We start from the raw sequence: 13,480 nt of genomic DNA on the forward strand, positions 1-13,480 counted from the left end.
TCGGGCTGAAGGGCTTATTGAACGGCTTCGATACGCTTGATCAAGTCGGCATAAGGCGCGCCGTACTGAGCGCGTACGCTCGCCGTCGCGTCGTAGAAGGCTTTCTTCTGGTCCGGCGTCAGCGTGATGAACTCGACGCCCGCCGCCTTCAGCTTGGTTTCGCTGTCGGCTGACTTTTTGTCCCACAAGACACGCTCTTCAGCCTGGGCTTCGACCGCCAGTTTTTTCACCAGCGCCTGCTGTTCAGGGCTCAGTTTTCCCCAAGCGGCTTTGGACATCACCACCGGCTCCGGGAGAATCAAATGCTCGGTGAGGGTGTAGAACTTGGCGTTCTGATAGTGGTTGTGCTCGAGCAGGGTAGGCATGTTGTTTTCGGCGCCGTCGATGACGCCGGTCTGCAGGGCGCTGAAAATTTCACCGGTCGCCATAGCAATCCCGTTGCCGCCCATCGCGTTGATAGTGTCGATGAACACCGGATTGCCCTGCACGCGAATCTTCATGCCCTTTAGGTCCGCAATGTCGCGTACCGGCTTCTTGGTGTAGAGGTTGCGCGTGCCGCCGTCCATCCAGGCCAGCGCGACCAGCTTGGCTTCGGACTGGGTGATTTTGTCGAGGATCTCCTGGCCGATCGGGCCATCGATCACGTGGCGCATGTGGGCGTGATCACGGAACACGAAGGGCAGGTTGAAGACGTTTACGTCCGGCACCACCGGTCCGACGATGCCGAGGCTGATGCGGGTCATCTGGATGGCGTTGAGCTGCACCTGCTCGACGACTTCCTTCTCGGAGCCGAGCACGCCGCCGGCGTGCATTTTGAAGCTGATCTCGCCTTTGCTTTGCTCCTCCAGTTTTTTGCCCATGTTCTGTTCAGCGACAACAGGTGGGTAACCTGCAGGGTGTACTTCAGCGAACTTGATTTTGATTTCGGCCAGCGCTGTGTTTGAAAGGCACAGCGCCAAAGGGAGTGCGGCGAGGATCAACTTGCGTTTGAAGTCCATGGATGTTCTCCGGTGTTGTTATTGTTTTTTCAGATCGAACGGGAAAGCGGTAAGGCGGCGCAGCGTTGGCCGAGTCTCTGGCTCAGCCTTTAAACAGGGGTTCTTCGAGGCCCTTCACTCCGGGGTTTAACGCAAACACGCCGCCAGCCAGCGGCTGGTCGCTGATGTCGCCGCCGGGGCGTATCGAGGTGACGTAAAGCGTGTCCAGATTCGAGCCGCCGAAGGCGCACATCGCGGGCTTTTTGACTGGCACGGTGAGCGAGCGATCCAGCTTGCCCTCGGGAGTGAAACGATGGATCACGCCTTCATCGTTGCCACAGATCCAGTAGCAGCCATCGGCGTCGACCGCTGCGCCATCAGGGCGGCCGGCGTGGTGATTCATGTCCACGAACAGTCGGCGGTTGTGCGGCGTGCCGGTGTCGATGTCGTAATCGAACGCCCAGATCTTCTGCACGGAGGGGTGGGAGTCGGAAAGGTACATGACACGGCCGTCCGGGCTGAAGCCCAGTCCATTAGGCACGATCATGTCGGTAATCTGCGCGGTCAGCGGTTCGGTCTGGTCGGCGCTGTAGCGATACACCGAACCTACGGCCGACGCCTTCGCCATGTCCATGAACATGGTGCCGGCCCAGAAACGGCCCTGGCGATCGCAGCGACCGTCGTTGAAACGCATATTGTCGCTGGCGTGTTTGACGCTGCTCAGCAGTTGCGTAGTGACAGTGCCATCGTTCTGGGGATGAAGGTGGAACAGGCCGCTTTCCATGCCGGCCAGCCAGCTGCCGTCGCTGTAGCGTGCGATGCAAGCGAGCATTTCCGGTGCTTCCCAGCGTGTGGTGAGACCGTCTTGGGAGCTCCAGCGATGGAGGTGACGGGCCGGAATGTCGACCCAGTAAAGCGCCTGTTCCTGGGCGTTCCATACCGGCGACTCACCGGTGGCGTTGCGTGCATCGAGAATCAGCTCTGCGTCCATGACGATCATTCCCTGATTTTGATGGTGAGAGGCCGACATCGCAGTCGGCTTCGTCGTTGAGTCTTACTCGTCGCCGAACGGCCCGTTCGCTACGAACGCCCCGCCCTGATAAACCATGGCGGGGTCATCGGACGCCGGCATCGGCTGCGCTTCCACCTTGGCGCGGAACTGCTCGGAGCTGTCTTTCGGCTGATAGCCCAGATGATTGGCCAGGCGGTTATCCCACCAGACCTTGCTGTTGTCCGATGCGCCGTAAACGATGGTGTGGCCGACGTTCGGAGAGAACAGGCCGCGCTCGATCAGTTGGGTCAGGTCGTCGTAGCTCAGCCAGCTGGCGAGCATGCGGCGGTTCTGGGCTTCAGGGAATGAGGAGCCGATGCGGATGCTGACGGTCTCGATGCCGTAGCGATCGAAATAGAAACTGGCCATGTCTTCGCCGTAGGATTTCGACAAGCCGTAATAGCTGTCCGGGCGACGCATGGCGCTGGCGTCGATGACTTCATCCTGGCGGTAGAAGCCGATGACGTGGTTGGAACTGGCGAAGATCACCCGCTTCACACCATGCCGGCGCGCTGCTTCGTAGATGTGGAAGATGCCGCAAATGTTCGGGCCGAGGATTTCCTCAAAGGATCGCTCCACCGAGACGCCGCCGAAGTGGACGATGGCATCGACGCCGTCGACCAACTGATGAACCGCGTTTTTGTCGGCCAGGTCGCAGATCTGGATTTCTTCGTGGGGGCCGGCTGCCGGTGCCATGTCGGCGATATCGGAAAGGCGCAGGATCCTGGCAAACGGACGCAGGCTTTCGCGCAGGACTTTACCGAGGCCGCCAGCGGCGCCCGTCAGCAAAATACGGTTGAGCGGGGCCTGGGCGTTGAATTCAGTCATCGTGGGAAGCCCTGATTCTGATGTTGTTTTTATGGTGTCATCGGTTGTCGTATGACGTTTGCGGGATTATCAACAGTGCTCACAAATTTTGTCAACGCGACGAAGGTGTAAGCCCCTTTGACGCCGGTCTGAAAATGTCGTCCGCACAGTGCAGATGCCGGGAGAATGCCGCGCCTTCACTTCGCTGTGTCAGGCCCGACGCTTTCCCGGCTAAAGCCGGTCCCACCAGGGGTATGCATTCCTATAGTGGGACCGGCTTCAGCCGGGAAGAGGCCAGTTTGAGCAGCATCACTTTTGCAGTGTGACACCCGACGCCTTCCCGGCTAAAGCCGGTCCCACTCACTGCATGCGACGGCGTTTGCCCCTTACATCAGCGAGATCGGGTAGCTGACGAACACTCGGTTTTCATCGAACTCGTTAGTGCTGTAATCACGGCGCATCGAGGAGTTGCGCCACCGGACGTTGAGGCTCTTGAACGTGCCGCTCTGCACCGTATACGCCAGCTCGGATTCACGTCCCCACTCCTTGCCGTCGGTCACGGTGCCGGTGTGCACGTTACCGCCGCTGATGTAGCGGTTCATCATCGTCAGGCCGGGGACGCCGAATATCGCGAAGTCAAGGTCGTGACGCAGTTGCCAGGAGCGCTCTTTGGCGTTGTCGTAGCTGGAGTTGTAACTGTCGTTGGCCAGCGTGCCGCCGCTGGTGCCGTTGACGCGCATCCACTGGTCGTCGCCATAGACCTTTTGCAGGCCCAGGTAGACGGTGTTGCCTTTGTAGTTGGCGGACAGCATGGCGTAGGCAGTCTTGTTATCCAGCTCGCCGGCCAGCTTGTTGCCGTCCTCTTTGCCGAGGAAGTAGCCCAGGTTGGCACCCAGGGTCCAGTCGCCGATCGGCTGCTTGTGGATGAGATTCAAGAACTCCTGCTGGTAGACGTCTTCCAGCTGCGCGTACCAGAGCCCGACCTGGGTGCGCTTCTCGTTGAAGGTGTATTCGCCGCCGCCAAAGTTGAAGCGGTCCGACTTGAACGCAGCGGATTTGCCGTTCATGAACATGTCTTCCATGCTCGCGTCATTGCGTGGGCTGTTGCCGCGGAACTGGCCGCCGTACAGCGTCAGGCCGGCGATTTCCTTGGAGGTGATCTGCCCGCCGCGGAAGGTTTGCGGCAGAGAGCGGCCGTCATCGGAGCGCAGGATCGGCAGCACCGGCATCCATTCGCCGACCTTCAATTCCGTATTGGAAACTCGCGCCTTCGCCGCCACACCCAGCCGGCCGAAGTTGTCGGCGGGGCGTCCGTCATCATGGATCGGCAACAGCTGAGTGCCGCCCGTGCCCTTGCCGCCATCGAGCTTTTGTGAGTACAGACCCAGCACATCAAGGCCGAAGCCGACCGTGCCCGGTGTGAACCCCGATTTCACATCGAGGATGAAGTTTTGCGTCCACTCTTCCGCGTAGTTCTGAGGGTTCGCCGCATTGGTGAAGTTGCGGTTGAAATAGGCATTGCGCAGGTTGAGCGTGGCCTTGGTGTCATCGATAAAACCTTCAGCGAGGCTCATCAACGGCAGGCTGAATGCGACGCTGCCAGCGCCAATCAACAGCCACGAACGGTTGGTCTGGATCTTCATTTCTTATTGTTCTCCCTTTCTGCTGACAAAACGGTCCCGCACCGAAGGTAGCCACCAGGGCGTCCAAGGCGTTGACAGGGGTGCTCAAGTCACCGGTTTTGAATGAGGCTTACTGCCTGATCGAAACGGTCGTGTCGATCAATCGCTGACGGCTGCCTGGGCAAACACAGGCGCACACGCGGGCACAGCCAGAGCGGAAAAAGCAGAATGAAAAAGGGAGGGGTAGCGGATTTGCTGAGGCGACAGGCGCCGATCGACAGTCATCGTCATGGAAGCATTCCTTTTTATTTTTGTTATCGGTTATGCGTTGTCGTACAACGCGAACTGGAGTATCGGCAGAGATCCCTAGGCTGTCAACGCGCCCGGCCAGGAAACTCGCCAACGGTCGTGATGCCGGGCTTACCAACGGTCGCCAGCGGATATTGCGGCCCCCTTGTTTCTCTGCTAATTTCGAAAATGTTAACGATGACATTTCCGCTTTAACAATAAAAACAACGGGATTTTTCGCTATGACAACTCGCCTCAAGAAAGGCTTTTCCGCCGTTCTCTGTTCCCTCGCCGTGGCTATCGCCTGCGGCAGCGCCCTCAACGTTCAAGCCGCCGACGCCGCAAAGACCGGTCCGCTGAAAATCGGTGCTTCGTTTCAAGAGATCAATAACCCCTATTTCGTGACCATGAAGGACGCCCTTCAGGATGCCACTGCCAGCATCGGCGCAACGCTGCTGGTCACTGACGCGCGCCATGACGTGTCCAAGCAGATCAGCGACATCGAAGACATGCTGCAGAAAGGCATCGATATCCTGATCATCAACCCCACCGATTCGGTCGGCGTTCAGTCCGCCGTCAAGCAGGCCCACGACAAAGGCGTTGTAGTGGTTGCCGTTGACGCTCAGGCCAATGGCCCACTGGACTCGTTCGTTGGCTCGAAGAACTTCGACGCGGGTGTTCAGGCCTGCGATTACCTGGCCAAGAACATCGGCGAGAAGGGTGACGTCGGGATTCTCGACGGCATCGCGGTGGTGCCGATTCTTGAGCGCGTGCGCGGCTGCAAAGAGGCGCTGGGCAAGTACAAAGACATCAAGATCGTCAGCATTCAGAACGGCAAGCAGGAGCGTGATCAAGCGCTGACCGTGACTGAAAACATGCTGCAGGCGCAGCCCAATCTCAAAGGCCTGTTCAGCGTCAACGACAACGGTTCCCTCGGTGCCCTGGCCGCTATTCAATCCAGCGGCATGGACGTCAAGCTGACCAGCGTCGACGGCGCGCCCGAAGCCATCAAGGAAATCCAGAAGCCCAACAGCAAGTTCATCGCCACTTCCGCCCAATACCCTCGCGATCAGGTACGTCTCGCCCTCGGGCTGGCGCTCGCCAAGAAGTGGGGCTCACAAGTCCCGGCGACCATTCCGGTCGACATCCTGCTGGTGGATCAGGCGAAGGCGAAAACCTTCACCTGGTAACGGCCGTGGCGCTGCTCGCCTGAGGTTTTCGGTCAGGCGGGCGCCACGGGTTCTGGCCAGGGAGTTTGGCCCCGGATTCTTGTGAGTTGCGCAGCGATGTTCTGCTGCGACGAGGTGCCCATGAGCTGCCTTCTGCAATTGGAAAACATCTGTAAAAGCTACCCGGGCGTGCAGGCGCTCAAGTCGATCAACCTGAAGGTCGAGCGCGGCGAAATCCACGCGCTGCTCGGCGAAAACGGTGCGGGCAAATCGACCCTGATGAAGATCCTCGCGGGCGTCGAACATCAGGACAAAGGCAGCATTCTCATTGATGGCGCGGAGCAGCATTTCGCGACCTACAACGAGGCCATCGCCGCCGGCATCGGCATTGTCTTTCAGGAGTTCAGCCTGATCCCCTATCTCAATGCCGTGGAGAATATTTTTCTCGGCCACGAGATCGTCAACGGCTTCGGCTTGCTGCGTAAAGGGGAGATGCGCGAGAAAGCCATCGCGCTGTTCGACCGCCTCGGCGTGAAGATCAATCTGGATTGTTCAGTGCAGCACTTGAGCGTGGCCGAGCAGCAGTTTGTCGAGATCGCCAAGGCACTGGCCCTTGAAGCGCGTTTGCTGATTCTCGACGAACCGACCGCCACCCTGACGCCGTCCGAGGCCGCGCTGCTGTTCGACATCGTGCGCGAGCTGAAAAGCCAGGGCGTGGCGGTTATCTTCATCTCTCACCACCTGGAAGAGATTTTTCAGGTCTGCGACCGCATCAGTGTGCTGCGCGATGGCGCCAACGTGGGCGCGCTGACCGTCGCCAACAGCGATATCGACACCCTGGTGGAGATGATGGTGGGGCGGCGTCTGGAAGCGAGCTTTCCGCCCAAACAGTCCCGCGCTCAGGGCGAAGTCGTGCTGCAAGTGCGTGACATCCAGCTGACCCGCAATGGTCCGCACAACAGCTTCAACCTGCACAAGGGCGAGATTCTCGGGTTTGCCGGGCTGGTAGGGTCCGGGCGTACCGAGCTGGCGCTGGGCGTGATCGGCGCGTTGCCGGTGGTCAGCAAGGATGTGCTGCTGCGGGGACAGCCGGCGCACCTCAATGATCCGGCGCAGGCGCTGGCCAGTGGCATTGGACTGCTGCCGGAAAGCCGCAAGAGCGAAGGGCTGATCGTGGATTTCACCATTCGCGAGAACATCTCCCTGAACAATCTGGGCAAGTACGAAGGCGCGGCGCACCTGCTCGACCGGCACAAGGAGGACACCACCACCGCCGAGCTGATGAAGCAGCTGTCGATCAAGGCGCCGAGCTGTGAAAGCCGGGTCATCAACCTCAGCGGCGGCAATCAGCAGAAGGTTGTCATCGCGCGCTGGATCAATCACCACTGCGACATCCTGATCTTCGACGAGCCGACCCGAGGCATCGACGTCGGCGCGAAAGCGGAGATCTACACCCTGATGCGCACACTCACCGAACAAGGCTTCGCGATCATCATGATCTCTTCGGAACTGCCGGAAATCATCGGTATGTGCGACCGCGTGGCCGTTTTCAACAAGGGCGCTATCGTCAATGTGCTGGAGGCTTCGGCCATCAATCCGCAGGAAGTGATGCGCCACGCCACCGGGAGCCTGAACAGTGAACACCTCCATTAAACCCATGACCGCGCAGCCCAACCGGATGCAGCTCAACTTCGCTCGATTGATCCGCTCGCCCGCCTTCTATCCCTTCGTGGGGCTGGTGGTGGTGACGGTCTTCATGATTTTCGCCAGCGACAAGTTTCTCACCGGGGCGAACCTGGAAAACATCGCCCGCCAGGTGTCGATCAACGCAATCATCGCGGTCGGCATGACCTGCGTGATCCTCACCGGCGGTATCGATTTGTCGGTGGGTCCGGTGATGGCATTGTCCGGCACGCTGACCACCGGGCTGATGGTGGCAGGCGTCCCGGCGCCGATCGCGATCCTCATCGGCTTGCTGATTGGTGTGGGCTTCGGGGTGGGCAACGGTATCTTTGTGGCTTACCTGAAAATGCCGCCGATCATCGTCACGCTGGCGACCATGGGCATCGCGCGCGGGCTGGGCCTGATGTACACCGACGGCTACCCGATTGCAGGGATGCCGGACTGGTTCGCCTGGTTCGGACGCGGCACGCTGTTCGGCATTCAAGTGCCTATCCTGATCATGCTGGCGACCTACTTTTTCGCCTGGGTGCTGCTGCAGCACACCCGCGTCGGTCGCTACATTTACGCCATCGGTGGTAACGAAGAAGCCGTGCGGCTGTCCGGCGTGCGCGCCTCGCGGTTCAAGCTGCTGGTGTACTCGATCAGCGGGCTGACGGCAGCGATTGCCGGGCTGGTGTTGTCGTCACGGCTGATGAGCGGGCAACCGAACGCCGGCGTCGGCTTCGAACTGGACGCCATTGCGGCTGTGGTGCTCGGCGGTGCGTCGATTGCCGGCGGTCGTGGCGTGATCATCGGCACGCTGGTGGGCGCGATGCTGCTTGGCGTGCTGAACAACGGCCTGAACATGCTCGGCGTGTCGCCCTATGTGCAAAGCGTGATCAAGGGCGGAATCATTTTGCTGGCGATTTTCATCAGTCGGCAGCGGCATAAATGATGGATCTGCGACGTCCGTGCCTGCCTCATCGCGAGCAAGCTCACTCCTACAGGGCGACGCGATCATTGTAGGAGTGAGCTTGCTCGCGATAGGGCCGGTCCAGTCACTGATGAATTTGAAACGATATCGGCTATCTCAGCCGTCATCCAAACATCAAAACAGGTAACCCGACATGGAACAAAACACAAAAACCACCATGCAAGCCGTCGTCTGCCATGCTCCGAAAGACTACCGTCTGGAGCAGATCAGCAAACCCGTTGCGCGGGCCAATGAACTGGTGATCCGCATCGGAGCCTGCGGGATCTGCGCCAGTGACTGCAAATGTCACTCGGGCGCGGCGATGTTCTGGGGGGGCGAGAGCCCGTGGGTGAAAGCGCCTGTGGTGCCCGGCCACGAGTTTTTCGGTTATGTCGACTCGGTGGGCGAGGGCGCTGAAGAGCACTTCGGCGTAAAGGTGGGGGACAAGGTCATCGCCGAGCAGATCGTCCCGTGCGAGAAGTGCAAGTTTTGCAAGTCCGGCAAGTACTGGATGTGCGAAGTGCACAACATCTTCGGCTTCCAGAAAGACGTCGCCGAGGGCGGCATGGCGCAGTACATGCGCATCCCGAAAACCGCCATCGTGCACCACATTCCCGAGTCGGTTTCACTGGAAGATTCGGCGCTGATCGAGCCGATGGCCTGCTCGATTCACACCGTCAACCGCGGTGATGTTCAGCTCGACGACGTCCTGGTGATTGCCGGCGCCGGCACCCTCGGTCTGTGCATGGTGCAGGTCGCTGCGCTGAAAACGCCGAAGAAGCTGGTGGTCATCGATATGGTCGACGAGCGCCTGGAGTTGGCGAAAAAATTCGGCGCCGACGTGGTGATCAACCCGAGCCGAGACAACGCGAAAGAGATCATCAACGGGCTCACCGATGGCTACGGCTGCGACGTTTACATCGAGACCACGGGCGTGCCGATCGGCGTCACCCAAGGCCTTGATCTGATCCGCAAGCTGGGCCGCTTTGTGGAGTTCAGCGTGTTCGGCGCCGAGACCAGCGCTGACTGGTCGATCATCGGCGATCGTAAAGAACTGGATGTACGCGGCGCTCACTTGGGGCCCTATTGCTACCCGATCGCCATCGACCTGTTCGAGCGCGGGCTGGTGACATCGGAAGGCATCGTCACCCACGACTTCGGTCTGGACGACTACGCCGAAGCGTTCGCCCTGGCCGATTCGACCAAGTCGATCAAGGTGCTGCTCAAGCCGGTCAACGCATAACGCTGTCTCTGTAGGAGCCATCGGAGGTTACGACGGTCGCGATGCGGTGTACCTGACACAACGCTTTCGCGACCGTCGTGACCTCCGATGGCTCCTACAGGGGACCGTGGCACGCCTCAAACAACCCAATAACAACAAGAGCGCACCCGGATGGATTACGTCATCGGTGTCGACATCGGCACCCAAAGCACCAAGGCGTTACTGGTCGATGCCCAAGGCCGGATCATCGCGCAGCACAGCCACAGTTATAAGGTCGACACCCCCAAACCGCGCTGGGCCGAACAATGGCCGCAGGTCTGGCTCGACGCCGTGGAAATCTGTGTCGCCGCCTGCATGCGCAAAAGCGCGTTGCCCAAAGACAGCGTCAAAGCCCTGTGTGTCAGCAGCCTGTATGGCGGCTCCGGCATTGCCGTCGATGCTCAGATCAAACCCTTGTACCCGTGCCTGATCTGGATGGACCGCCGCGCCGAAGCCCAGGTCGAGTGGGTCAATCAACACGTCGACCTTGAGCGGCTTTACACGATCACCGGCAATTCGGTGGACAGCTATTACGGCTTCACCAAAATGCTCTGGCTCAAGGACAAACAGCCGCAAGTCTGGGCCGACACGCGCTACCTGCTACCGCCCAATAGCTACGTCAATTACTGCCTGACCGGCGAGGTCGCGGTGGACCACAGCTCTGCCGGCAACATCGGCGGCGTCTACGACGTCAAGGCGCGGGGCTGGTCGGCAGAGATGCTCGACGCGCTGGGCATCCCGGCGTCGATGATGCCCGAGCGCCTGGTTCACTCCGGTGATGTGGTCGGTGGCTTGTTGCCCGAATGGGCCGACCGCCTTGGGCTCACCCCTCACATTCCGCTGCTCGGTGGCGGTGTCGATGCCGCCATGGCGACCTTCGCTGCGGGCGTCACCCAGGCCGGCAATCACGTGGCGATGATCGGCACCAGCATGTGCTGGGGCTACCTCAATCAGCAGGTAGACGCCCGGCACGGCCTGGTCAGTTTCCCCCACGTCTTCAACGGCGCGAAGGACCTCTACATCTTCGGCGGCGCAATCACCGCCGGCGCCTCGGTCAGCTGGTTTCGCGAGCAGTTCTGTCAGGCTGAAGAGCAGCAAGGCCGCGAGACCGGCGAAGACAGCCACGTGATACTCGAGCGCGCGGCAATGAAGATCCCGGCCGGTAGCGATGGCGTGCTGTTCCAACCGTACCTGATGGGCGAGCGCAGTCCGGTATGGGACGCCAAAGCCAGCGGCAGCTTTGTCGGCCTGAGCCTTTATCACAGTCGAATCCATCTGTATCGCGCGGTGCTCGAAGGCGTCACTTTCGCGCTTCGGCACAACATCGAAGCGGGCACCAAAGGCGCGCAATCCCTGGACCCTCGGCTGATCGTGGTCGGCGGTGCCAGCCACTCGGACCTGTGGATGCAAATCATCGCCGACGTCACCAACTTTCCGGTCTACACCATCGTCCAGGAAGTCGAAGCGGCGCTCGGTGCCGCGCTGCTCGCTGCTCATGCGGTCGGTCTGGTGGATGAGGCGCAGGTCCACAAAGGCTGGGTCCAACTGGAGCTACGGGCCGAGCCTCAAACGGAGAACGTCGCGCTGTATTCGCGGCTGTTCGCCGATTACGTGGCGCTGTACCCGGCGCTGAAACCGATCATGCATCGCTTGCAGGGAGCGTGACTGTGAACACGGCTCAATTTGATTTCAGCGGCCAGCGCATTTTGGTCACCGGCGCCAGCAGCGGCATTGGCTGGGAGGTCGCGCAGCAACTGTTGAGCAGCGGCGCCGAGGTGTATGCCATCGGCCGCGATGCGTCGGCGCTGGAAAAGCTCGCGGGGCAGGGCTGTTTGGCGTTGCGCGTGGACGTGGCTGATCAGCCGTCATTGGCCGCAGTGCTGGCGGACTTGCCGGTGATGCACGGCCTGGTCAACTGCGCCGGGATTTCCATATTGGAGTCCGCGACCGAGGTGAGCGCTGAGGCGTTCGATCAGGTCATGTCGGTCAATGTGCGGGCGGCGGCGATGATCGCGGGGGCAGTGGCGAAGAAGATGATCGCTGAAGGCGTGGCGGGGAGCATCGTCAACGTGTCGAGCCAAGCCTCATTGGTGGCGCTGGACGATCACTTGAGCTACTGCGCGTCAAAGGGCGCGATGGATGCCATGAGCCGTGTGCAGTGTGGCGAATGGGGCCGGCACGGGATTCGCGTCAACAGCGTGAACCCGACTGTGACCCTGACGCCCATGGCGCAGATGGCCTGGAGTGAGCCGAGCAAACGCGACCCGGCGCTGGCAGCCATTCCCCTCGGCCGCTTCGCTGAAACCGCAGAAGTCGCGGCGCCGATCCTGTTCCTGCTGAGCAGCGCGGCGTCGATGATCAGTGGTGTGTCGTTGCCGATTGATGGGGGTTACACGAGCCGGTAGAACGCAACTCGCAATGGTAGGAGCGTGGCTTGTCCCGCGATCTGCCGGGCACCGGCAGCAAAGTCTGTCGACGCGGTGAAACAGAAATACCGTAGCGTCTGTCATCGCGACCGGTTCCCGGTCGATCGCGGGACAAGCCACGCTCCTACAGGGGACCGCGTCGAGTTGGGGAGGGTAAGAGTTTCACGGGAGAGGTTTGGCGATGAGTCGATAATAAAGGCTCACCCGCCAACGCCATTCTCCAACTCCCCGACAATCACCACCTGGGCCTTCGGCAGATGCCGGTCCTCGATTCGCTCCAGCAGCAGTTTCACCGCGCTGCTTCCGGCCAGAGACGCATCGTGGGCGATGCAGGCGATGGGGATGCCGAAGATGTCGGCGAACGGCAGCCGGTCAATGCCGCAGATGGCCACGCTGTTGTGGGCGATATCGCGGTCGCGCAGGGCTTTCATGGCGCCCAGGGTGATGAGCTGGTTGAAGCCGAAAATCGCGTCTGGCACTGGATGGTCGCGCAGGTAATCCAGCGTGCTCTGGTGCGACGGCTCCAGGGTGTAATCACCGGCAAACACATCCAGTTGCACCGGCTTGCCGCTCTCGACAATCGCCGCTTTCACGCCCTTCAGACGCTCCTCGGAAATCCGCGAATGCGCAGGGCCGGTCAGCACCAGCATGCGGCTCATCGTCGGGCTTTGCGCCAGCAGGTAGCGGGCGCCTTTCAAGCCGCTGTGATAGTTATCCAGCACCACATGGCTGAACGGGCTGGCAGGCAATGCGCGGTCCAGTTGCACCACGGGAATGTCGCCGTTGCCCAGGCGACTGAGATAGACCGGCTGGTACGCCGGCTCGTCCGACACCGGCGACAGCACGATGCCGGCCACGCGATAACTCAGCAGCGTATCCACTGCCTTGGCTTCGAGTTCTTCGGAGCCGTCGGTGTCCACCAGCATGATGGTGTAACCGCGGGTTTTCGCCTCGCGGGAAATCGCCTTGATCATCTCGCTGTAGAAGGGGTTGTCCACCGACGCGGTAATGACCCCGATGATCATGCTCTCGCTGCGCTTGAGGCTGCGGGCAAAGGCATTGGGGACGTAATCGAGCTCTTGCGCCACTTCCAGAATGCGCGCCAGGGTGGCGGGCTTGACCAGATCGGGTTTGTTCAGCGCCCGGGAAACAGTGACAGGCGTCATGTTCACTCGGCGGGCGATGTCGGAAATGGTGACGGGGGTTTTCTTGCTCATGGGCGATTGGCTGCCTGAAATCCGGGA

At 60.6% G+C, this 13,480-nt stretch carries 11 protein-coding genes; 6 read left to right on the top strand and 5 right to left on the bottom strand.

The features are described from left to right. Positions 1-14 precede the first annotated feature (14 nt). The 4 genes from BMY98_RS10730 to BMY98_RS10745 all read right to left on the bottom strand — a co-directional run bounded on the left by BMY98_RS10730 (position 15) and on the right by BMY98_RS10745 (position 4,478). The gene (locus BMY98_RS10730; RefSeq protein WP_074888523.1) at positions 15-998 is read right to left on the bottom strand and encodes a TRAP transporter substrate-binding protein; all 984 of its coding nucleotides are present in this window, start codon (positions 996-998) and stop codon (positions 15-17) included. Between the two features lie 82 nt (positions 999-1,080). Continuing rightward, positions 1,081-1,968 (bottom strand): SMP-30/gluconolactonase/LRE family protein, encoded by an 888-nt coding sequence (locus tag BMY98_RS10735; protein ID WP_074888526.1) that lies wholly within the window; start codon positions 1,966-1,968, stop codon positions 1,081-1,083. 63 nt (positions 1,969-2,031) lie between these two features. Next, positions 2,032-2,856: an NAD-dependent epimerase/dehydratase family protein gene (locus BMY98_RS10740; protein WP_074888529.1), complete on the bottom strand. Its 825-nt coding sequence runs from the start codon at positions 2,854-2,856 to the stop codon at positions 2,032-2,034. 365 nt (positions 2,857-3,221) lie between these two features. Further along, a complete protein-coding gene (locus tag BMY98_RS10745) occupies positions 3,222-4,478 on the bottom strand; it encodes an OprD family porin (RefSeq protein WP_074888532.1) in 1,257 nt (418 codons plus the stop codon). Between the two features lie 509 nt (positions 4,479-4,987). Here BMY98_RS10745 and BMY98_RS10750 point away from each other — a divergent pair. The 6 genes from BMY98_RS10750 to BMY98_RS10775 all read left to right on the top strand — a co-directional run bounded on the left by BMY98_RS10750 (position 4,988) and on the right by BMY98_RS10775 (position 12,215). Then, complete coding sequence (locus BMY98_RS10750; protein ID WP_074888535.1) at positions 4,988-5,935, top strand: substrate-binding domain-containing protein; 948 nt, start codon at positions 4,988-4,990, stop codon at positions 5,933-5,935. 120 nt (positions 5,936-6,055) lie between these two features. Then, positions 6,056-7,567 carry a sugar ABC transporter ATP-binding protein gene (locus BMY98_RS10755; protein WP_074888713.1) on the top strand — a complete coding sequence of 504 codons (1,512 nt, stop codon included), beginning with the start codon at positions 6,056-6,058 and terminating at the stop codon, positions 7,565-7,567. A gap of 4 nt (positions 7,568-7,571) precedes the next feature. Further along, positions 7,572-8,531 (top strand): ABC transporter permease, encoded by a 960-nt coding sequence (locus tag BMY98_RS10760; protein WP_074888538.1) that lies wholly within the window; start codon positions 7,572-7,574, stop codon positions 8,529-8,531. 172 nt (positions 8,532-8,703) lie between these two features. Then, on the top strand, positions 8,704-9,792 hold the full coding sequence (locus BMY98_RS10765) for an alcohol dehydrogenase catalytic domain-containing protein (RefSeq protein ID WP_074888541.1): 1,089 nt from the start codon (positions 8,704-8,706) through the stop codon (positions 9,790-9,792). Positions 9,793-9,942: 150 nt separating this feature from the next. Further along, a complete protein-coding gene (locus tag BMY98_RS10770) occupies positions 9,943-11,475 on the top strand; it encodes an FGGY-family carbohydrate kinase (RefSeq protein ID WP_074888544.1) in 1,533 nt (510 codons plus the stop codon). A 2-nt stretch (positions 11,476-11,477) separates the two neighbouring features. Continuing rightward, on the top strand, positions 11,478-12,215 hold the full coding sequence (locus tag BMY98_RS10775; protein WP_074888547.1) for an SDR family oxidoreductase: 738 nt from the start codon (positions 11,478-11,480) through the stop codon (positions 12,213-12,215). Positions 12,216-12,436: 221 nt separating this feature from the next. Here BMY98_RS10775 and BMY98_RS10780 read toward each other — a convergent pair whose 3' ends face one another. Beyond that, complete coding sequence (locus tag BMY98_RS10780; protein WP_074888550.1) at positions 12,437-13,453, bottom strand: LacI family DNA-binding transcriptional regulator; 1,017 nt, start codon at positions 13,451-13,453, stop codon at positions 12,437-12,439. Between the last annotated feature and the right edge of the window lie 27 nt (positions 13,454-13,480).

Origin of the sequence: Pseudomonas graminis, assembly GCF_900111735.1 — a bacterium.
Lineage (GTDB): Bacteria > Pseudomonadota > Gammaproteobacteria > Pseudomonadales > Pseudomonadaceae > Aquipseudomonas > Aquipseudomonas graminis.

Bases quoted from the DNA above. Each gene is read 5' to 3' on its own strand.
- BMY98_RS10765 (WP_074888541.1), top strand. From the start codon at position 8,704: ATGGAACAAAACACAAAAACCACCATGCAAGCCGTCGTCTGCCATGCT.
- BMY98_RS10735 (WP_074888526.1), bottom strand. From the start codon at position 1,968: ATGGACGCAGAGCTGATTCTCGATGCACGCAACGCCACCGGTGAGTCG.
- BMY98_RS10750 (WP_074888535.1), top strand. From the start codon at position 4,988: ATGACAACTCGCCTCAAGAAAGGCTTTTCCGCCGTTCTCTGTTCCCTC.
- BMY98_RS10730 (WP_074888523.1), bottom strand. From the start codon at position 998: ATGGACTTCAAACGCAAGTTGATCCTCGCCGCACTCCCTTTGGCGCTG.
- BMY98_RS10760 (WP_074888538.1), top strand. From the start codon at position 7,572: ATGACCGCGCAGCCCAACCGGATGCAGCTCAACTTCGCTCGATTGATC.
- BMY98_RS10755 (WP_074888713.1), top strand. From the start codon at position 6,056: ATGAGCTGCCTTCTGCAATTGGAAAACATCTGTAAAAGCTACCCGGGC.
- BMY98_RS10770 (WP_074888544.1), top strand. From the start codon at position 9,943: ATGGATTACGTCATCGGTGTCGACATCGGCACCCAAAGCACCAAGGCG.
- BMY98_RS10780 (WP_074888550.1), bottom strand. From the start codon at position 13,453: ATGAGCAAGAAAACCCCCGTCACCATTTCCGACATCGCCCGCCGAGTG.
- BMY98_RS10745 (WP_074888532.1), bottom strand. From the start codon at position 4,478: ATGAAGATCCAGACCAACCGTTCGTGGCTGTTGATTGGCGCTGGCAGC.
- BMY98_RS10740 (WP_074888529.1), bottom strand. From the start codon at position 2,856: ATGACTGAATTCAACGCCCAGGCCCCGCTCAACCGTATTTTGCTGACG.